The sequence below is a fragment of the Nostoc sp. 106C genome (assembly GCF_002154725.1).
In the GTDB taxonomy this organism is placed as follows: domain Bacteria; phylum Cyanobacteriota; class Cyanobacteriia; order Cyanobacteriales; family Nostocaceae; genus Aulosira.
The window spans coordinates 1-22,527 of sequence record NZ_MTAW01000117.1 but is presented as its reverse complement, the minus strand read 5'-3'; the positions used below and the strand labels follow the sequence as shown (position 1 = coordinate 22,527).

Below are 22,527 nucleotides of genomic sequence, written 5' to 3'. Positions count from 1 at the left end.
ATTATGAAAGGTTTACTCAAGTCTTTTGTGACAATTTCTGCATTATCTTCTTTAGTAGTTGCTCCTCTTTTTTTGAATGCTGGTCAAGCTTCTGCTGAAACAAAAAATGGTACTGATGCTAGCTATATTGGTGCTGGTGTTGCCGGTGGAGTGACTGATGGTGGAAGAGTTGGTCAGGATGCTCAATTTGGTGGTAACTTAACAGGCCGTTTAAAATTGGGACCTACACCATTTTCTGCACGCACTCAAATCCTCTTTACCGATCAGACGACTGCTATCATCCCACAAGTTTCTGTAGACGCGCCGATTGCTAAGGGAACCAACGTCTTTTTAGGAGCTGGTTACTCTTTTGTTGAAACTGATGGAAAACAAACTCCTTTAGGCGATAGAGATGGGGTAGCGCTAACCGCTGGTGTAGAATCTGAAGTCGCTAAAAACTTTCTTGTCTACAGCAATGCGACTGTAGGTATGAAAACATATCAAAATAGCCCTGCTTCTGCTGTCAGCATCCAAGGTGGTCTTGGTTATCGCTTTAGATAAAGCTACTCATTAACGAACCGTATAGACGCACAGAGGATAGAAAGTAGTATTCTTGTAGCGGCAAGGTAAGTCAGTTGTTTGTTCTAAAGTTCAAAATGTCATAGTTTGGCACAACCATATATACTGGTATGCTGGTTTTGTTAAGTGTTGCATCACTAACAAAGCCAGCTTTTTGCCGTGTTAAAATTAAAATATTCCTCATAATTCCGACCGGATTTCCGGGGATCACCTGGCCGAATAGGTGCTTTGAAATTTGCAGCTTCGGCGTCTACTGATGCCTTATTGAGAACAGTCTACAACTCTAATGGTTAAATCTCCTCCTTCCCCGATCGCCAGCCGTAAGCCTTCCAAAGTAGAAGGAATCAAGGAAAACAGTAATTTTTTGCGTGAACCCGTAGCGACTGAGATACTTCAAGACACTACTCACTTTAGCGAAAATGCAGTGCAACTGCTGAAGTTTCATGGATCTTATCAGCAAGATAACCGTGATAATCGCGCCAAGGGGCAGGAGAAAGATTACCAGTTTATGCTGCGGACGAAAAATCCTGGTGGATTAGTGCCACCGCAGCTGTATCTTGCTTTAGATAAGCTGGCTGATGAATATGGGAACCACACATTGCGGGCAACTACCCGTCAAGGTTTTCAGCTGCACGGGATTTTAAAGAAGAATCTAAAAGCAGCGATCGCTTCTATTGTGAATAACTTGGGTTCCACCTTGGGTGCTTGTGGTGATGTCAACCGGAATGTCATGGCTCCCCCAGTTCCCTGGAAAAATCGCCCAGAATATCAGTATGCTTGGGAATATGCCCAGAATGTTGCTGACTTGTTGTCACCGCAAACTGGTGCTTATTACGAAATTTGGTTAGATGGCGAAAAAGCAATTAGCGCTGAAGAAAGCCCAGAGGTGAAAGCAGCGCGACAAAGTGATGGTAATGGAACACTAATCAACAATTCCGAAGAACCCATTTATGGCACGTATTATATGCCGCGCAAATTTAAGGTTTGCGTCACAGTGCCAGGAGATAATTCAATTGATTTATATTCCCAAGACCTTACCTTAGTAGTCATTACCAATAAGAAAGGCAAATTAGAAGGATTTAACGTGTTTGCTGGTGGTGGCTTAGGGCGGACACACAACAAAGAAGAAACCTTCGCTAGGCTAGCAGATCCAATTGGCTATGTAGCGAAGGATGATGTTTACGACATAGTAAAAGCAATTGTTGCCACCCAGCGAGATTATGGCGATCGCTCTGACCGCCGTCACTCCAGATTAAAATATTTACTTCACGATTGGGGTGTAGAGAAGTTCCGCGCCAAAGTCGAAGAATATTTTGGTAAATCCATTGCTCCTTTCAAACCCCTGCCAGAATTTAAATATCAAGATTTCCTGGGATGGCATGAACAAGGCGATGGCAAGCTATTCTTAGGTATTTCCATTGATAACGGTCGGGTAAAAGACGAAGGTTCGTTTCAACTGAAAACTGCCTTAAAGGAAATCGTTGAGCAATTTAACCTACCCATCCGCCTCACACCCCACCAAAACCTGATTTTTTGCGAAATTGCACCAGAAGATAAACCCACGATTCAAGAAATTCTCGACCGTCGCGGCATTATCTGTGATCCCAGCCAAATTGCACCTTTAGAACGGTTGTCAATGGCTTGTCCGGCTTTGCCAACTTGCGGTTTAGCAATCACTGAATCAGAACGGGCAATCCCAGGCATATTAGAACGGATTACCACAGTTTTAGATAAAATCGGTTTACAAAACGAAGAGTTTGTGGTGAGGATGACGGGCTGTCCCAATGGCTGCGCTCGTCCTTACATGGCTGAATTGGGTTTTGTTGGAAGTGCGCCGGAAAGTTACCAATTATGGTTGGGCGGTTCGCCAAATCAGACGCGGCTAGCACAGCCTTACATGGAACGGCTACACCATAATGACTTGGAAACCCAGCTAGAACCGATTTTTGTCTACTTTAAGCAATCGAGAAAGCCTGAAGAAAGCTTTGGGGATTTTTGCGATCGCATCGGTTTTGATGCCATCCGCGAATTCGCTGCTAATTACGAAACTCAAACTGTTGCATCGCTTGAAATTACAGACGATAGCGATGGTTTAGTCGAGACAATGGCAGATTCAAGAACCGTAGAAAGTGACGGACAAGAAGTGGCGATCGCGAATACGACTATTGCCACCTATAAAACCCGCCGTCGTGTGAGCTTGCAACATGAGATTTATAACAAGCTCAAAGACGCCGCAGCTAGTCAAGGTAAGCCTATGACTGAATTGGTAAATGAAGCGCTGGAAGCTTATTTAAACAATCTCTAGATAAGGACTAGGGGTTGTTAGTAGGGGCTAGGGAAGAGACATTTTCTCATGAGGAACTAGCTAGCAATTTTAACCGCCGATAAACGCCGATGATACAGAGTAATTATCGGCGTTTGTCTGTATTCAGAGAGCGATTTTTTTCGGGAGAGAAGAGTTTCATAACTGCTCAGAAGTCCTTTATATTGGCAACTGAATTACAAACTCTGTTCCTTGCCTAGGTGCAGAATTCACTTCAATGCTGCCACCATGTTTTTCGATGATAATTTGATGAGCGATCGCTAATCCCAAACCAGTTCCTTTACCTACAGGTTTGGTAGTAAACAAGTGATCGAAAATTTTTTGCTTAACTTCTGGAGTCATTCCTATCCCATTATCTATAATTCGGATGAACACACTCTGATGATTTTCGTTGAACTTGGTAACTAGAGTAATGCGACTAGGATTTGCTTTCATATCATCTATGCTGCGTCCTATATTTGACTCTTCCAAAGCATCAATAGCATTTGCTAGCAAATTCATAAATACTTGACCAAGTTGCCCAGGAAAACATCTTATTAGCGGTATGTCGTCATAATTTCTCACTACTTCAATTGCTGGATGATTTTGTGAGGCTTTCAAACGATGCTTGAGAATCAAAATTGTACTGTCGATAATTTCATAGAGATTGCAAAGAATTGGTCTTTGGGTATCCCCTCTAGAAAAAGTACGCAAACTTATGCTCACATCATAAATGCGGTTTATTCCCTCTTGCATTGAAGCAATTAGTTTAGGTAAATCTTCACGCACATATTCCAAGTCTATTTCTTTTATTTTTTTTATAATTTCTGCTACTGGTTGGGGATAGTAATGTTTATACAAGTCAATTAATTTTAACAAGTCATGTACATATTCACTAGCAGGATTTAAATTGCCAATAATAAAACCAATAGGATTGTTGATTTCATGTGCTATCCCTGATACCAAATTACCCAAAGTAGACATTTTTTCACTCTGCACTAATTGCAATTGCATTTGCTTCAGTTCAGACAGAGAAGATTCTAATTGTTTAGCATAGTTTTGGGATTGCTGATATAATCGAGAATTCTCTAAAGAAATAGCAGCTTGAGATGTGATCAAATTCAGAATCTTGACGCGATCGCTTGTAAATGCACCTATAATCAGTTTATTTTCTAAGTACAAAATTCCAATAAATTTACCCTGATAGAAAATTGGGTTACACAAAATTGATTTTGGTTGATGGCGTTGAATATAAGAATTTGATTGATAATTAGCCTCAGATGTAGCATCATCTATTACCAAAAATTCTTGGGTTCTGGCAACGTAGTCAACTATGGAAGTTGGGATATCTTCGCTTGATTTTACTGGAGTTGATTGCAGAATAATAGACGAGTTTTCTATATTAGAAACTGCTTCTATAAATAATTCATCATCTTTTAGTAAAATTAGGCAACCCTTTTGAGCAGCAGCATTTTCGATAATTATACGTAAAAGAGTGTCTAGCAATTTATCTAAAACTATCTCGCTGCTAATTGCTTGTGATGCCTTGAGTACTGTAGCCAAATCTAACGCACCATTGCTATTATTTGTAGTTTCTAAGTAATTTATTTTTCTTGTGGCGATTGTTCTAGTTACATCTATTCCTGACTGTTTTATATTTACACTACGAATAATCAAATTATTATAGCGTTCATCTAAATCCTGTATTTTTGCTATGGCTCCCCAATTGATATAACAATAGTAAGCTTCAGTAATATACATTTTGGCATTTTTTTCTTTACCCAAACCTATATAAAACTTTGCTGCAAGTTCATTTGCCAAAGCTTCTTCTTGGATATAACCATTTTTCTTAGCTCCTGCAATAGCACAGTCATATAAATCTATTGCTACTTGGACTTTACCCAATACCCTTGCTTTCTCTGCTTCCACTAGATCATATTTATGTTGAAAATTAAATGGTGCTTGTTTTGCCCATTTTTTCATTTGCTTTTGATTAGTTAATACCTGTTTTAAATATTGCTTTTTCTGCAAAGGTAAAGCTTGAGTACAGAGTGACATTAGAGCTAAAGAATAATAAAAATTATTAATAGCATAAATTAACAAGCCAACGTTATCTGCATGAGTTTTCTCTGCTAATATTGCATTTTCTATTGCCACTTCATATTCATCAAATATATAAGATAATATAGTTTTGCAACCATAGTAAAACCCTTTAAAAGAGTAATTTTTAAGTACTTCTGATGCCATTGTCATTTCATCAAAAGCATCACCGACTAAAGCAGATTTTTTCAAGGACTTCGCCTGTAAATTTAAAGCTGCTTGTCTGAAAACACTTGTAGCTGCGGCTAGAGATTCAAGCTTTAACTTCTGCATTAACTCAACATAGCTGGATATTTTCTTGTCTACCAATTCCAAGTTATCTCCAGAAAGCAAGGCATGATAGCCTGCAATTACAGCACAATAGCCAGCATTTTCGATATTTCCTAACTCTAATCCACTTTGCATCCCCTCTAAAAGTGATGCTACTGTGTCTTTAACATGCTCTTTATAAAACCTGATTGTGCCATTATGTACAAAGTAAACTGTGGCTTTGAGTGAGTTATCATTCATTTTTGAAAGTAACTCTACTGCTAGTCTTCCTAATTTATATCCTGTCTCAATTTGGTTAAATTTATCAGATAAAATAGTACCGTAAGCTGCATAACCATAAGCCGAAACAGGTGATTTACCGTATTTTATAGATAATCTGACCATAGCCAATACAGCTAGTACAAAGAGAAAAGAGCCTGCCTGACTAGCAGCTGGAACAATTTGCAACAATATTTGCATAGCTGCTATTTTATAAGGATCGGACATTTCAGGTAATAAACCTAAGTCTTCTATAGGTTTACCTATTAATATTATTTTTGTCTTAATTAAAGCTGATAAAACGTTGAATATTGTAGGTTTTTTTGGTAGTATTACTCCTAGCTCTCTCAGAGCTTTGACACCAATTTCTAGGACTTCTGGCATCTGATTTTGCGCCATGTAAGTTAGCATTTTTACTTCATACAACTTAACTTTGTCTAGAATGCCATTTGCTTGCTGTAGTGCAATATTTCCTAAATTGTGAGACTTATCGAAATGACCGTTTAAATACACTGTTTCTGTAGTCTCGATATATAAATTCAATGTTAAGTCATAGTCTAGCTGCCAACTCTCTGCTGTTAAAAGCCCTAAACCTATATTTAAATACCTAGCAGCAGCCTCATAAGCAGTGGCTGCTTTGGCTTTTTTACCAGCTACAAGATTAAGTTTTGCTAATTGATACTTTTCAGATTCTTGAGTCAATAAATCCAAACCAACATTTAACTGGTTGACAATATCTAAGATATTTTCTATCAGTGATTCAACAGGCGTCTGTTTTAGTAATAACCGACCTATTTTTAAATGAGTCTCCTGCCTCTGATTTTCTGGAATCAATAAATAAGCAGCTTGCTGAATGCGATCGTGTAAAAATTTATAACCAATCTGCTTGGAATTAAAAGTTAGTTTAACAGATTCTTCTTTTTCAAAAACTAAGGGTATACGATAAGCATCACTCAAAGGCAAAATTAACCCACATTGCAATGCCGAGTAAAGTTCCTTTGCTGTAATTGCAGTAGATTTGGCGCTAACAATAGACAGTATATCTAGAGAAAATCTATTGCCAACACAAGCTGCTAGTTTCAAGATTTCTTGTGTAGCTATGGGCAGGTTGACAATTCTGCCAGCAATCAGTTCTATTATATTTTTATCAGTAATACCTATTGTTTGTATTTTATCAATATCCCACTGCCATAAAGCAGTTTGAAAGTCGAATTTAAAGAACTCTTCTTGATATAGTACCAGTAATAGCTGTGTTAAAAAAAATGGATTTCCACCCGTTTTATTATATAGTAAATCTACTAAAGATTTGATTTCTTCTGATTTTCTGTGTAACGTATCAGTAATTAATTGATTAAAATTTTCAACAGACAGAACTTGTAAAACAATATTGTTAACAATATTATGATTTTTATTAATTTCTTCTATTGTTTGAATTAAAGGATGTGTACTACTAACTTCATTATCTCGATAAGCCCCAATCACGAGTAAATATTTGGTATTTCGATCGGTAATTAGCAGTTGTATTAATTTTAAAGTGGCTGAATCTGCCCATTGCAAGTCGTCTAAAAAAATGACTAACGGATGTTCTTTTGTTGCGAAGACACGGATAAAGTCAGTAAAAATACGATTGAAGCGGTTTTGTGATTCTGCTGCACCTAGTTGAACTACTTCTGGTTGTTTACCTATGACCAATTCCACTTCAGGAATTACATCAATAATCACTTGTCCATGTGACTTAACAGCGGCTAAAATTTTATTACGCCATCTTTCCAGCTTGGTAGCATTTTCTGTCAGCAACTGCCGCATTAATGAACCAAAAGCCTGAATCAGCGATGCATAAGGAATATTGCGTTGGAATTGGTCAAATTTACCAGTAATAAAAAAGCCTTTAGCGCGAGTGATGGGTTTATTGACTTCATTAACTACAGAGGATTTACCAATTCCTGAATAGCCAGAAACTAACATCAGTTCGCGGCTTCCTTTACTAACTCGCTCAAAAGCCTCTAAAAGCGAATTAACTTGACTTTCTCTGCCATAAAGCTTTTGAGGAATAAGCAACTGACTTAAAACATCTAAACGACCAGGTATGAAATCAGTAATTTCGCCTGTTGTTTCTAACTTTTCCCGACAGATTTCCAAATCTGCCAAGAGTCCTTTAGCTGTTTGGTAACGATCTTCAGCATTTTTCGCCATCAGTTTCTTGACGAGAGATGAGATGGCACTCGGAATTTCCGGGTTTAATCTTTCAATTTCTGTAGGTTCCTTGGCAATATGACAGTAAACCAACTCTAGTGGGTCATAATTTTGAAAAGGTAATTCCCCGGTAAGCATTTCATAGAAAGTAACCCCTAGAGAATAAAAGTCGCTGCGATAGTCAAGGGTACGGTTCATTCTCCCAGTTTGTTCTGGGGACATATAAACCAAAGTACCTTCTAATTGGTTGGGGTTAGCTAGTTGGGGTATTTCCTTATCTAGGCGTGAGGCAATACTAAAATCGGTAAGCTTTACAACCGCAGTTTCTGGATTAATGATGATGTTGGCAGGTTTAATATCTTTATGAATGATATGGCAAGAGTGTACAGATATTAGAGCTTGTGCCAGTTGAATTGCAATTTTAATAAAACTCTTTAACTCTTGTTTGCCCTGAATCAGTAGTTGTTTAAGAGAGTATCCATCAAAGTCTTCAAATACGATCGCTAGACGATTTTCGTGGGTTTCTAGCCTTAAAACTTTGACAACACCTGCTAAATTCAGATTCTCTGTAACTTTGTATTCATGTTTCAGTCGAGCGATCGCATCTATGGAGGGATAATCTGTTTTGAGGATTTTCAGGATTACAGGTTGTTTATCAAGTTGCGATGTTGCCCTATAAATAATGGTATCAGCTCCTTCATGGAGCATTTCGTTGAGATCATACCCTGAAATTGAGCCAGATGTCAGCATTGCCATTACCCTTGTTATTAAACACAAAATTGTGTATATTTATGATTCCCAATTTTGCTATTCTTTAATCAAATTTATGTTTTTATCCAAACACATAGTAAACTTTTGACTGTTGTCAAAAAGAACAAAGCATACAGCAAAAAAGCGGTTATTATCAAATGTGTATGCTACCAAGTATGAGAGTACCCTTGTTTCCTAATCCCAAGTACAAACGCAAGACCTTGCGTTTTTATAGCAAACCTAAATCAGTTGTGAGAGAGAAAATGGCTGAAAAGCTTATCGCTACGTGGTTTTTATCTGCGTATTTTCTCGCATTTCAATTCGGATTGCTATACATCATAAAATTTATGTAATTGCAAATGTTTTTGTGATTGTTTTTAGGTTTTTAGGATGTGTATAGGCTCTTAGTGGCTTGTTGCAGACATCACAGTTTGCGAATATTAACTATCTCTTTGGCAAAATAAGCTTTTTAGATAACTATTGGTAGCAGTATGGCAAATATAAAAGATTATTATACTTTTTATCGAGGTATAAATTTAACATTTTAATACTATAAAAATCCTATTTAATTTCTTAAAATTGAAATCTCTAGATGCCCAACTTTTTATAAAAAGTTGGGCATCTAGTTTTTTACTAATAATTCAAGGCTGTTATATCTTGGAGTTGTCTAGTAGAAAAATTTTTATCAAATTTGGGTAAGTATTGACTCATTAGTTTCTTGTCAATTTTTGGACACAAAATACCAGAACCTCGCATAGCATCAAGGGTATTATTTGCTTGGCATATAGGAGTACGATGGTGTACTTCCAGTATAGTGCTGCGGTTTTGATATACTTTCTCTTGAAAGAAAGAAATCAATGGATATAAGGGATTAATTGTTGGTAAATTAGATAAAGCATTCAACCAGTTTTTAGGTGAAATTTTTTGTAAAGGATAGCCTAACTCCCTAAAGCACTCAAATATTTCTACATTACTTAATTCCTGTTCTCTAGGCACAACAATGTTGTAATTGCCACCTATGTACTTTGCCTCTGAGGAAATATGGGCAATCACGGCAGAAACATAGTCTACAGGTACAGGATTCCAATATTTTTCGGGCCAGTCTGGATACATACCCATCTCAAGACAACCACTCACAAAGCGGTAGAAAGTGTCATTAACGTTAGCAACTCCAGTTTGTCTGTGTCCAGAAATAAAGCCAGGACGATATATAGAGACTGCTAATCCTTTTTCTTTTGCTGACCTGACCATACGTTCAGCAGCCCATTTTGCCCGTACATATCCAAACTCTACAGACATAATTGGTAAGCTAAAATCAATATCAAAATCTTCCGGTACTTCATTAATACTTAGTAATGAAGTTATTGAGCCATAAACAGACGCAGTGGATATATAATGCAATATTTTGTGCCGTTGACGCGCTGCCAAAGTCAGAATATTCGCAGTTCCATCTAGATTAGATTTTTTAATTAGCGAATAAGGTTTGATGTAATTAGTGTCAGCAGCTACATGATAGATTTGATCGACTTCCTCACCGAGTTGGTCAAATAATGCTGTTGGTAGTTGTAACTGTGGTTGTCGGATGTCACCAGTAATTACAATTACTTGCTTTAAGATTGTTGTGGGTAGCTGATATTGGTCAAAGGTTGCATACAATCTTTTCATGGCCTTTGTATCGCTTTCTGCTCGTATCAAGCAATAAACTTTGCGATAGTTGCTTTTTGTAAGCAGTTCATATAATAAGTGTGCGCCAAGAAAACCTGTTGTACCTGTTATAAATGCACAGTCATACTTGACTTGTGGTGGCTGTTGCCAAATAGATGTATTCAAATCTGGAGAAAGTCTCGCTTCTGCTTGTAAATCAATATGTCTATCATTAGCTGCACTTTCGCTTTTAAGTTTAAACTGTTCTAACAATTGTGCTAAACCTGATGGTGTAGGATATTCATAAATTAAGCGAGAAGGAAGGGTTACACCAAAATCGCGATCGAGTGCATACAATACATGAGCTATGCACAGTGAGCTGCCACCCATCTCAAAGAAATTAGTATGAGGTTTGCAAGTTCCGGTAGGCAACTCTAAAGCTTCATCAAAAACTACCGCAATTTGAAGAGAGTTATCCATCGTATCAGTTAGGAAAGATGGAGTTTCGGGCAGTTCTGGTAAAGCATTCCGGTCTACTTTACTGCGATTAGGTAACAAAGGCAATTCGTCCATGAAGACAAAACGCGCAGGCACCATATAATCTGGTAGTTGTTCAGCGGCAAAACGTTGCAGGTGCTTTTCTATCAAAAACTGTCCGGGTTTGGGAACGATATATGCGACAAGCATTGATACGCCATAATTTTCTGGCATATCGCTAGTTTCTATTCGTGTAGTTCTAATTGCTTTGACTGCGTTCGTTTGTACGCCAGGATGCTGGGCAAGTATCATTTCGATTGCTTCTATTTCTATACGCTTGCCCCGAATTTTGACCTGATGGTCGGATCTCCCAGCATAGTGTAACAGCCCAGGTTCATGCGGATCTTCGTAAACGATATCACCAGTTTTATATATTTTGCCCACACCAAAAGGATTGTCTAGAAAACGAGTAATTGTAATCTCAGGTTTATCTAGATAGCCTTTGCCTACCCCCATACCACCTACATATAACTCCCCCTTGTCACCACGATTACAAAGCTTAAGTTCTTCATCTAGAATATAGAGTTCTACATTTGGCAGCGGATAACCAATAGGCAGACTCATATCCTGTTGCTTAAATTCGTAAATTGTGCAACAAACTGTTATTTCTGTTGGGCCATAGGCATTAAAAAAGCGGGTATGGGGTGAAACCCATGCTTTGGCAAGTGATACAGGACAAGCTTCACCACCTACCACCACCATTTGTAAATCAGGTAACTGGTCACGGAATGGTGTCAGCGTTGCGAGTACAGAAGGAGGTAGCATCACCCATTGCACCCGCTGTCTAGCTATGAAGTTTGCCAATAGTTGCCCAGGAAGCATTTGCTCTCTTGCACCCAGTACCAAAGTTGCCCCACCAGATAATGCTGTGACTAATTCCCACACTGCTGCATCAAAGCTGATGGAGGCAAACTGAAGTAAACGCAAGCCTGGTTTGATATTAAAAGTATTACAGCTAGCCTGGGCAAGATTTAGTAAACCTTGATGGGTAAGCATTACTCCCTTCGGTACACCTGTAGAGCCAGAAGTATAAATAATGTAAGCTAGTTGCTCAGGCTCTACTATTGAACCTAATGCAGAAGATGTAGTTAACGGTTGCCAGGCAGTAGGGGTGTCCAAAAAACACATTTGCCCATTCAAACCACTCTGCCGCATCGCTGGCTCAATATCAAAAGCAAACTTTTGCTGTGTCAGAATCGTGGTTAATTTAGCATCAGTAATCATGTAACTGAGCCGCTGACGAGGTAAATCTGGGTCAAGGGGAACAAAAGCTGCGCCTGCTTTTAAAATGGCATAGATAGCAATAACCATTTCAAAAGAAGGTTCTATACACAGTCCAACTAAAGTGTTAGGTTTTAGCCAACCCTGTGCTGTTAAGTACTGAGATAACTGTTCTGCCCGCTGCTGTAATTCACGGTAAGTAAACTGCTGATCTTCTATAACTATTGCCAGTTCATCATGATACTTTTGACAAATAAAATCGATTAAAGAAACAACTGTTTGATGGAATTGGAAATTTTGAAGATTCATTTGTTTACAGTATGTATTTCTCAATAAATTGTGAAGTTAGAGGCAGATATAATATTGAAAACAATAAGATTTCCAAGCAGCTATAGATAAAATTAGCAAGTTTCACTCATGCAATTGATAATTTGACAGCTATGGCAATTCGATTTCACTTGTAAAAGAAAATAATAATAAACGAACTGCATACTTCAAACCAGAAATTAAAGACTACAACATAAAGACAAGAAAGATAAAAACTGTTATTAATATATCCAGGAAAATTATCATATAACCTTCTTCAAAAAATAACTTGATAGTAGTTACTAATTTTGACAAGTTTTTTTTGAAATATCTAGAGACTAAGCCAAATCTTTAAGTTCATCAAATGACTATAATAAATACCTATGTAAAAATATTTAAGTATCCATATAAACTCAATTTCACATTTATTTCTCACTTAATAAATGTTTGAGTCAATATTTTATGACTAATTTAATTTGCCTAAATACTTCTGGTTGTTCAGTACCTAATTATGATGTGGATTCGCAGACTTATTGAAATTTTCTAAAGGTAATAATCAGGGTTTTCGCGTATTTGTTTCGGACTTAGTCAGGACTTACGCAAGCAAAATTTGTCATTGCGACCGGAACGTAGTGTAGGGAAGCAATCCCAGAATTTCAGGCGATTACGTCGCTTCGCTCGTAATGACGGAATTCCGTGACTTTTGCGTAAGTCCTATTAGTGAAACTGGATTTGCAGACTAAGTAAAATTTACTTACCAAATTCGCAGACTTATTGAAATTTTCCGCCAAACTTACGGACATCCTCGAACAACCAATATGCGGGAAGTATGCAACGCAATATACTACCACTTGAAAACGGGGTGTCAGTGGGATATGCTTCCGGGAGTCTTTCTAGCTAGTTCGACGGTTTACAGCTACTATCGTAAGTGGCAAAAACGGGGTATTTGGGAGCAGATGAATCATACTCTGCGTGACCAAGTGCGTCAAAAGATGGGAAAGTCAACTCAACCCAGTGCGATCGCAAAAGATTTACTTTATCAATGGTCTCTTATGAGGCGATGGTGGAGTTGGCTATATTGTTCAGTGTCCGCAACATCTAAAAGAAGTTGCTTTTTTGTGCCAATGTTCTTGATTTAGGACTACCACTTATACCTCAATATAGTTCAGATAAACTTTTTTTCTCTCCCCTACCTGCTTCAACAGATAAATCTTCTTAACTGAACCGTATTAGTTTTATGTCTCAACTACAGCGAATAGCGATCGCACCCTCTCAACTCCAACAAGGGCAAATTTCACTGACCAAAGAGCAACAACACTATCTAGCACGGGTGTTGCGGTTGCGTGAGGGCGATCACTTTATTGCTATGGATGGTAGGGGTAAATGGTGGTTGACGCAGCTAGCAGGGGAGCAAGGACAGGTATTAGAACCACTGGTGGTAGAAACTGAGTTACCTGTATCAATTACGCTGATGCTAGCTTTACCCAAAGGTAATGGATTTGATGAAGTAGTGCGGTGTTGTACCGAGTTGGGAGTGACAACTATTGCCCCAGTATTGAGCGATCGCACTTTACTGCAACCCAGTCCCCAAAAACTCGAACGCTGGCGGCGGATTGCGGCGGAAGCTGCGGAACAATCGGAGCGGGCTTTTGTACCGACAATTTTAGAACCTGTGGCTTTTAGCAGTAGTTTGTCATTTGAAAACAGCCAGCAATATATCTGTGAAGCGCGTGGTAACTTTCCGCACCTCAAAGATTGCTTACCTCACAAAGGACAAATGGCAAATGATCAAGAGCTAATTATTGCCACAGGTCCAGAAGGAGGATGGACACAAGAAGAAATAGACAGTGCGATCGCGGCGGGGTTTCAAGCAGTTTCCCTTGGCCGTCGCATCTTACGAGCTGTAACAGCGCCAGTAGTGGCTTTATCACTAATTACCGCAGCATATGAAGTATAAAGGATGTATATCTCACGTATAGACAAGGCAGCGCGTTGGGCGGCTTCCCCGACTTGTAGCGACTGCTGCGCCAAGGCGCTAAGGCGCGAGACATTCTTTCCGCGTGGATGTAAATAAAGTGATGATTGAGCAAGTTGCCACTGCCTTTGAGCGTAAAGACTATCACACCGCTGCTAAATTACTCAAACAGCTGTTAAAAGAATCACCGGAAAATCCTTGGGTGCAATTTTATCTGGGACGGCTGCATGAAGTATCAAAAAAGTTACAAGATGCAGAAAAAATTTACCGACAACTGCTGCAAAGTACAACCAATACCAAAATCTTGGCGCAAGCACGTCAAGGTTTGCAGCGACTTAAAGAAATAGAGCAAGAAGCAAGACAAAGAGCGATCGCCCAAGCAACAACTGAACCTAGTAATACAGAATTAGGCGTACTCGTCTTAGAACCTCTGAGTAATGAACTAAAAGCCCAAGCAGCCCCTAAATTTGCTCAGATATTGCAAATTGACGCCTACACTGCAAGGTTAACTTTACCCAGTCGCGGCTGGAAGTTATATCGCACTGGACAAATAGGAGAACTCAAGTTTTACGGTACACAACTACAGAAAGCTGGGATTCCTTGCTTTTGGGCAACAATCGCTGCAATTGGTCAAATTCAAGTTTTTCAAGTCAATTATTTTGTAGAATCTGCCGCTACTACTACTGTTGTTTGCAGTAATCAGGCAAATCAAGTCGGTTCTCTGACATTTAACTGGTCAGAAGTTAAAGCACGGGTGACCGGACTATTGCCTATTTTTGAGCAAGTTGTAGATGTTGATGCGCACCGTAAACTAGAACGCAAAACTCAAACCCAAGACTATGCGCAATTTTGTGATTTACACTTACCAGGTAGGCGTAGCATTTTGCGACTTTCTGACAAGGGCTATGAATTCCACAAAGGGTTAGAAATCACTCCTCAAACTAGCCAAAATACCATCAGAATTAATTGGAATCTTTTAGGAGAATGGCTTGAGCAACAACTACCTCAAGTCAAAGTCTGGTCAGATTTCACACCCTTTGCACAGACAATATTAGATCAAACAGAAATGCTGGGTAACATCCAGTCTCACATTCACCTCTTTCGTAGGGATAAGACTAATTGGGACCCAGCATTTCATTTATATAGTGGACTTGTATTTTCAAACCTCACCCAGAAAACAGATGGGGATAATTAGCAATGCTTAATGCGTAAATTTAGCCAGGAGTTTTGACTTGACGAGCCATATCTAAGTAAGCACTCATATTAGCTCCTGGACGGCGGCGACCGTTAGTGCTCCCAGAAGAAGCTGCAACATATTTGGGTGCAAAGGTGGTTTCTTTTGGTGCTTCTTTGACTACTTTGGCTGATGCGGCTTTTTCATTATTGCCTGGTTCAATCGTCAGACCTTCAGCAGTCTGGACTAGTTTGACATCTGCTGGTTTTGGCTCTTTATCTGATTTTTTCTTAGATTTAGATGCAGCAGCTTTTGTACCATTCAATGATGCTGGCTTGGATGGCGCAGAGGCATCTGATTTAACGGTTTCTGGTACTTTCTTAGCATTATCTGCTACTGTCTCCGTTGCTTTCTTAGCACTCTCGGCAACGCTTTCTGTTGCTTTCTTAGCACTCTCGGCAACGCTTTCTGCTGCTTTCTTGGCATTATCTGCTACTTCTTTAGCAGCCTCTTTAACCGCAGCTAGAGGGTTTGCATCCTTGGATTCATCGAGTTCCAAGTAGTAACCATTGCTTTTCTTATTTTTCCCCGGTAATAGTCCAGTCAGAAAACTGACAATACCTGAAATCAACTTTTTGATAAAATCCATTACAATCTCTCCTGCCTTTTATATCTGAAATTTTGACCGTAATTGTTAAAAATTACGACATTATGTTACATTTTTTTACTTGTATTATCCAAAATTACAATGACAACCACTATTGAGTTTGTACTTAATTAACATTGTAGTAATAATACAGCGCAAGTCTTTTAAACTGATTTTTGCAAGTACCTGCAATTTGCATACAATGCATACACTAAGAATTAATTATTAAATTTTACTGTAACTCAGGGCAAGATTCTGAAAGGTAGCGTAATAAAAATTAACAATTATTTATTTTCTAAATAGCGATTGTTAGTTAAATGCAAGCTAATGTGTTTAACCAGCCAAACGAGTGTCATAGGTTATTTGTAGGTAACAATGGGACTCAGTTAAATTTTCTACAGAAGCGATCGGCAGAGATTTGGAAATGAACACTAACAATCAGCAGCGAAATCCCGTGTTGTTAGTACATGGCATTGATGACACAGGGGCAGTTTTCTATAGATTGGGGAAATATTTAAAACAACTAGGTTGGTCTGTATATGCCTTAGATCTAGTGCCAAATAATGGTGCGGTTGGTTTAGATGAGTTGGCAAAACAGGTAGCCGATTATGTAGCCAAAGAATTTCCAGCAGAACTACCACTGGATCTAGTTGCTTTCAGTATGGGAGGAATTGTCAGTCGTTATTATATCCAGCGACTTGAGGGAATTAAGCGTGTACAGCGGTTTATTACGATTTCTTCGCCTCACAACGGCACTGTAATTGCTTATGGTTCCCAACGACCAGGTTGTGTGCAAATGCGCCCCAACAGTGCTTTTCTCAAGGATTTGAATTCTGATATGGCGATGTTGAAGGAGCTAAATTTTACATCAATCTGGACTCCTTATGATTTGATGATAGTTCCAGCCAAGAGTTCACAAATACCAGTGGGAAAAGAGGTGATACTGCCTGTGGCATTACACCCTTGGATGCTGTCAGATTCTAGGTGTTTGTCAGTAGTAGCAGAAACATTGACAGAGCCGATTAAACCCTATCCCCAATTTGCGAATACTCAGAACTTCCAAAAATTGCCTCTGGGTGACGATAATATTTGAACTCCATTAAGTTGTAAAAGGGATCTTCTAAAAAGAAGGTGTGATGTTCTAGAGGTAAACCAACAAAGCGGTTTTTGGGTTCTTCTCTAAAAAGTAGCTTTTGCTGTTGTGCCCTTTCTAGTAAATCTTGCCAGTCTTGTTCTAAGCTAAAAACTAGCCCGAAGTGTCTGGGATAGATCCCGCGTTGCGGTGTCAAAGGTTCTTTGGTGACATGGGCTACCAACTGATGACCGTACAAATTGAGAATTAAGGCGTGGGGGTTTTCACGACCAGGAATACAGCCCAAGCCATTGACATAATATGCTTTTGTCTCGGCAATGTTGGTTACAGGGAAGGCAAGATGAAAAAAAGTTTTGTTCATAGCTTTTGCCTAGAACACTAGTTGTTGATGCTATTTATAATGTATTCTTGATCACCCAATTATACTAATTTTGAATAAGAGTCAAGAGTCCAATACTAAAGGCAAGCCGCGCTTGGCACATTTATAGGTTCTCCGTTGGCGTAAGCGCAGCCTGCCCTCGCTAAGCATAGGGTCTTTGCAGGAGAAGGAGTACGGAAACGCCTCCCGGAACGCACTGGCTCCACAATTCCCCATGCTAAATGGACGATTCAATCTTGAATTGCATAAAGGGGTATTAGCTTTATCCGGAGAGAGGAGGAAAAATCTGTAATTCTTAAATTATGGGGTCGAAAGGATTAAGCATCAAAGTGATAAATTCGCTATTGTGTTGATATTCGGGACAAACTAATTGTGATGTATTGCTGATGCTCTCTTTCTTTGATTCTGCAAATCCTTGGTTAGTGGGAGTCGGATTAAACGCAATTTTGCTAGGTTTAGTTTGGATTGCTCCCAAAAAGCTGCTTACACCAGCTGGATTATTCCACGCCTGGGTATTGGGCGTAATTATTTGGGGAACATTGGGTTGGCGGGGGTATCTAGTAGTAGCATTCTATTTTCTTGTTGGTTCTGGGGTGACGCGTATAGGTATAGCCCAAAAGGAAGCCGAAGGCATTGCTGAAAAGCGTTCTGGTGCTAGAGGACCGGAAAACGTCTGGGGTTCGGCATTAATTGCGGCGCTGTGTGCTTTAGGAATCGGAATGTTAAATGCAGGATTATTTGCTTCCATTTCCCAGTCTCTATCCCTCAGTCTCCAATCTCTACTTTTGTTAGGCTATGTAGCGAGTTTCAGTACCAAACTTTCTGATACCTGTGCTAGTGAGGTGGGTAAAGCATACGGTAAACGAACGTTTTTAATTACCACAATGCAACCAGTACCTCGCGGGACAGAAGGAGCAGTTAGTTTAGAAGGAACATTAGCTGGTGTTGCTGCTTCAATTGCGATCGCCTTTTTGGGTTGGGGAGTAGGTTTGATTGACCTTTTGGGGGTAGTTTGGTGTGCGATCGCTGCTTTGATAGCTACGAGTTTAGAAAGTGTAATTGGCGCAACACTACAATCTAAATATACTTGGCTAACCAATGAAGTGGTCAATATTCTCAATACTTTTATTGGTGCGATCGCTGCTATGTTACTTGCCTTCGCATCGACAAGTCTCATTGCTTAGTTAAGTAGATTAGTCCAAATAAAGCTAATTTTTAAGGGTTGTCATTTATCATTGCTCATCGATCATTTGTAAAAGTGTCAGGTACTTTTACATTTTTGAATCAACATAGGATGATTTTCACTCACATACTTATCTCTGAAAGATATAAATATATGCAAGATTTTTAAGTAGGTAAAAGCTGAGTTTGGCAATTCCTTTCTGATTAGATAATATCAGTAAATATTAAAAATAATTTTCTAAATTAATTTAGAAAATTATTTTTGGTGTCGGATTTAACCAATAATATTAGCTATATCTATACTGTTACAGATATGTTTGTATAAAGTATTAAAAATTTTTCTACGTAACAGGTTTATGGAATCTTTATCATTTTTAACTGTTGATAACCGACCGATTTCTATTGAACAAGCAGTAAAATATCTGCAAGCCTCTGGCAAATTGACGCAGTTTATTGGCGATATTATCCGCCAGTACATAATTGAGCTAGAAATCAGTATCCGAGACGATATTGATATCAGTTCGGCTTTAACAGAACAGACAATTATTGATTTTCGTCTCAAAAATCAACTAACTGAACCCCAAATTTTTCAAGAATGGTTAAAGAAAAATGGCACAGATTACGCTACATTTCACGCATCAATTGCCTTTGGCTTTAAGTTAGAAAAACTGAAAGCTTTAATTACAGAACCAAAACTCCCCGAGTATTTCATTGAACGCAAAATTTATCTTGACAGGGTGGTACTTTCGAGGATTTTTGTTGATAATCGCGAACTCAGTGAAGAACTACAAACTCAAATCGAAGAAGGAGGTAGTTTTGAGCAACTAGCTAAAGAGTATTCACTAGCAGACGATCGCATTGTCAATGGCATGATGGGGCCAATCAGCCGGGGAACATTACCAGATACATTAAGGGCTGCTATTGATGCAGCAATTCCTGGACAATTGATTGGGCCAATAGAACTCGACGGACGTTATGGTCTGTTTCGATTAGAACAATTTCTGCCAGCCTCTTTAGAAGATACTCAATTAAAGCAAGCACTACAAAATGAATTGTTTGAGAAATGGCTAGCAGAGAAAATTCAAAAGCTGACAGTCAAACTACAAGTGAAATAAAACTTCTGGATAATCAATCTCTACAAATAAACGTGCTAGCTTCTGTACCGTGGAATCAACCGCCGCTATGCTGGCTTACTCCTGAACAACAATCCCGATTACAAAATCAATCAGAAATTCGTCGGTATCGTCTTGGGGAAAAAATCTGGTCAACCAAAACCGGAGGTTACCAGTTTTTTATTGTTACTGGTAAAGTTCGCTTGCGAGAAGAAGATGTTGGCAAGCCGTTAGCAGCTTTACAACCAGGAGACTGGTTTGGTGACTTACAAAAGTTATCTGTAGAGTGCAAAGCTGTAGCTGCTAGTAAAGAAGTAATAGTAGTGTGTTGGGAAACAGCACTGTGGATAGAAGTTTTAACGCCAGAAATGGAAAGCTTTTGGCAAGCTTCACAAGATGAGGGAGTTGAAGAAGCAGGGGAGCAGGAAGCAGGAAGCAAGGGAGAAAATCTTCCCTCCCTTTCCTCTGCGCCTCAGCCCATTTCTCAGTCCCTAGTCCCCATTCCCCAGCCACCTACGCCAACAATCTCTAATTATCCTTTCGTTGCTAGCTGGAATACAGCCGCCGCTTGTTTAACAATGGTGGCGCAACATTTGGATAATGCTGTGAAACTGGAATGGGTACAACGTCAACTGAGAGGACAACGCCCAAAAAATGTTGTCGAAGCAGCAGAAAAGTTAGGGTTGGTGTTGCAGCGGTTGCAAATGAGTTGGAGCGATTTGCGCCAGTTGTCATTTCCAGCTTTAATGCAGTGGAATTCCGATTCTCAATCGACTCCTACCTGGGTAGTCGCCTATGGAGTTAAAGGCGATCGCTTGATTATAGCCAATCCCCTAAATGGCGATCGCACTTGCGAAAGTCTTCCCCAATCAGTGGTTGAAGCGGCTTGGGATGGGCAGATGTGGCAAGTAGAACTCATCTCCCAGCAAGAAAAATTTAACCTCAGTTGGTTTACTCCCGCAGTTTGGAAATATCGGAAATTACTAGGCGAAGTATTGCTCGCGTCTTTGACGTTGCAGCTTTTGGGGTTAACAACACCGCTAATTACCCAAGTCGTCATAGATAAAGTCATGGTGCAAGAGAGTTTACCGACTCTCGATGTCATGGCGATCGCACTTTTACTGGTAGCAATATTTGAAGCTGTACTCGGCATTCTGCGTCTATTTATCTTCACCCATACAGCGCGGCGTTTAGATTTAAGTTTATCGGCACAGCTATTTCGCCACTTAATGCGTTTGCCTTTAGCTTATTTTGAATCGCGGCGCGTCGGGGACACAGTAGCCAGAGTTCAAGAACTAGAACAAATCCGCCAGTTTCTCACAGGTACAGCCTTAACGGTGATTTTGGATAGCATCTTTGCTGTGGTGTATTTAGCATTGATGTTTTATTACAATATCCCACTTACCTTTGTGGCTTTGGCAGTACTGCCGCTATTTGCGACATTAACGATAGTTTCTACACCAATTCTTCGCAATTGGCTCAACGAAACCTTTAACCGTAGTGCTGATAGTCAATCGTTTTTGGTAGAGACAGTTACCGGAATCCACTCAGTTAAAGCTCATGCAGCCGAACCAGTAGCACGCGATCGCTGGGAAGGTTTATTTGCTCGCTTCATTCGCACCAGTTTCAAAGCTTCTACCACCTCCAATATCAGCAGCAATCTCGGTGACTTCCTCACCAATTTATCCACGTTGCTAATTCTGTGGTTTGGAGCCAAATTAGTCATCGATCAAAAACTCACCATTGGTCAACTTGTGGCTTTTCAAATGTTATCGGGAAGAGTCACTGGGCCATTGTTACGCTTAGTGCAGTTGTGGCAAAACCTACAACAAGTTCTACTTTCTGTAGACCGAATTGGTGATATTCTCAACGTTGCTCCCGAAGCAGAAGCAGGAACAGGTTTAGTTTTACCAGCATTGAACGGACAAATTACTTTTGAGCAAGTATTTTTCCGCTATCAAGCAAATACTGAACCAGTTTTACGTGGTATTTCTTTTAATGTTGAACCTGGGCAATTTGTCGGTATTGTCGGGCGCAGTGGTTCTGGTAAAAGTACCTTGTCTAAATTGTTGCAACGCCTTTATCAAATTGAATCAGGACGTATTCTAATAGATGGTTTTGATATTAAAAGTGCTGATTTAGCTTCATTAAGGCAACAAATTGGTGTAGTTCTCCAAGAAGACTTTTTATTCAACGGTTCCATCTTAGAAAATATCACCCTTGGCAACCCCGATATTACCGCAGAGCAAGTAGTAGAAGCTGCAAGGCTAGCCGTAGCTCACGATTTCATCAGTCAATTACCCTACGGTTATGAAACAAATGTTGGAGAACGTGGTACAGCCTTATCTGGCGGACAGAGACAACGTATAGCCCTAGCGCGGTTGTTCCTCTCCTCAGCACCGATTTTAATTTTGGATGAAGCCACCAGTGCTTTAGATAGTGAAACTGAACAGCAAGTATTGCAAAACCTGCAAAAAATTTCCGCTAACCGCACTGTGTTTCTGATTGCACACCGTTTTGCCCCTCTCAAACGTGCTGATTTGATTTTGGTGATGGAGCAAGGTGTCATTGCAGAACGTGGTACTCACCCACAATTGTTACAACAAAAGGGGTTGTACTGGTCACTTTATCAAAGGCAGCAGGCAAACATTTAAGGTAGCCCTAAATAAAGCTGGATGTTCGCTAATCAGGGTCTTCTATCATTTGTCATTTGTTGTTATATCATTACGATCTTTACAAAAAATTGCCCGATTTAGACGGGCATTAGCTTACTATAGCAATCCTAAATGGTTCATGAGAAAACACCATATTCATGGAGCTTAGGAAA

12 protein-coding genes and 1 pseudogene are annotated in these 22,527 nt (G+C 39.5%); 9 read left to right on the top strand and 4 right to left on the bottom strand.

Annotated features, from left to right (window positions below):
• Positions 1-3: 3 nt before the first annotated feature.
• On the top strand, positions 4-540 hold the full coding sequence (locus tag BV375_RS16195; RefSeq protein WP_086762211.1) for a hypothetical protein: 537 nt from the start codon (positions 4-6) through the stop codon (positions 538-540).
• Between the two features lie 304 nt (positions 541-844).
• A complete protein-coding gene (sir, locus tag BV375_RS16190; RefSeq protein ID WP_086762209.1) occupies positions 845-2,863 on the top strand; it encodes a sulfite reductase, ferredoxin dependent in 2,019 nt (672 codons plus the stop codon).
• Between the two features lie 177 nt (positions 2,864-3,040).
• On the opposite strand, the gene BV375_RS16185 is transcribed toward sir, so the two are convergent.
• Together BV375_RS16185 and BV375_RS16175 are read right to left on the bottom strand one after the other, a co-directional pair.
• Positions 3,041-8,431: an ATP-binding sensor histidine kinase gene (locus tag BV375_RS16185; RefSeq protein ID WP_086762222.1), complete on the bottom strand. Its 5,391-nt coding sequence runs from the start codon at positions 8,429-8,431 to the stop codon at positions 3,041-3,043.
• 633 nt (positions 8,432-9,064) lie between these two features.
• Positions 9,065-12,142: an amino acid adenylation domain-containing protein gene (locus BV375_RS16175; protein WP_086762205.1), complete on the bottom strand. Its 3,078-nt coding sequence runs from the start codon at positions 12,140-12,142 to the stop codon at positions 9,065-9,067.
• Between the two features lie 758 nt (positions 12,143-12,900).
• Between BV375_RS16175 and BV375_RS16170 the strand changes: the two are divergent.
• The 3 genes and pseudogenes from BV375_RS16170 to BV375_RS16160 all read left to right on the top strand — a co-directional run.
• Positions 12,901-13,164: pseudogene (locus BV375_RS16170) on the top strand (transposase); the annotation flags it as partial.
• A gap of 212 nt (positions 13,165-13,376) precedes the next feature.
• On the top strand, positions 13,377-14,096 hold the full coding sequence (locus BV375_RS16165; protein WP_086762203.1) for a 16S rRNA (uracil(1498)-N(3))-methyltransferase: 720 nt from the start codon (positions 13,377-13,379) through the stop codon (positions 14,094-14,096).
• Positions 14,097-14,217: 121 nt separating this feature from the next.
• Positions 14,218-15,309 carry a tetratricopeptide repeat protein gene (locus BV375_RS16160; protein ID WP_086762202.1) on the top strand — a complete coding sequence of 364 codons (1,092 nt, stop codon included), beginning with the start codon at positions 14,218-14,220 and terminating at the stop codon, positions 15,307-15,309.
• A 19-nt stretch (positions 15,310-15,328) separates the two neighbouring features.
• Here BV375_RS16160 and BV375_RS16155 read toward each other — a convergent pair whose 3' ends face one another.
• Entirely contained in the window at positions 15,329-15,937 is a 609-nt protein-coding gene (locus BV375_RS16155) for a hypothetical protein (protein ID WP_086762200.1), read from the bottom strand.
• Positions 15,938-16,358: 421 nt separating this feature from the next.
• Between BV375_RS16155 and BV375_RS16150 the strand changes: the two genes are divergently transcribed.
• Positions 16,359-17,027, top strand: coding sequence for a triacylglycerol lipase (locus tag BV375_RS16150; RefSeq protein WP_086762198.1), 669 nt, complete (start codon positions 16,359-16,361; stop codon positions 17,025-17,027).
• Here BV375_RS16150 and BV375_RS16145 read toward each other — a convergent pair.
• The gene (locus tag BV375_RS16145; protein ID WP_086762196.1) at positions 16,957-17,388 is read right to left on the bottom strand and encodes a VOC family protein; all 432 of its coding nucleotides are present in this window, start codon (positions 17,386-17,388) and stop codon (positions 16,957-16,959) included. The genes BV375_RS16150 and BV375_RS16145 overlap by 71 nt on opposite strands.
• 404 nt (positions 17,389-17,792) lie before the next feature.
• On the opposite strand from BV375_RS16145, the gene BV375_RS16140 reads away from it, so the two are divergent.
• The 3 genes from BV375_RS16140 (at position 17,793) to BV375_RS16130 (ending at position 22,354) form a co-directional block, all read left to right on the top strand.
• Positions 17,793-18,590, top strand: coding sequence for a TIGR00297 family protein (locus BV375_RS16140; protein ID WP_086762194.1), 798 nt, complete (start codon positions 17,793-17,795; stop codon positions 18,588-18,590).
• A 354-nt stretch (positions 18,591-18,944) separates the two neighbouring features.
• Positions 18,945-19,703, top strand: coding sequence for a peptidylprolyl isomerase (locus BV375_RS16135; protein WP_086762192.1), 759 nt, complete (start codon positions 18,945-18,947; stop codon positions 19,701-19,703).
• Positions 19,652-22,354 carry a peptidase domain-containing ABC transporter gene (locus BV375_RS16130; protein ID WP_086762191.1) on the top strand — a complete coding sequence of 901 codons (2,703 nt, stop codon included), beginning with the start codon at positions 19,652-19,654 and terminating at the stop codon, positions 22,352-22,354. Before BV375_RS16135 ends, BV375_RS16130 begins: the two co-directional genes overlap by 52 nt.
• Positions 22,355-22,527 lie beyond the last annotated feature (173 nt).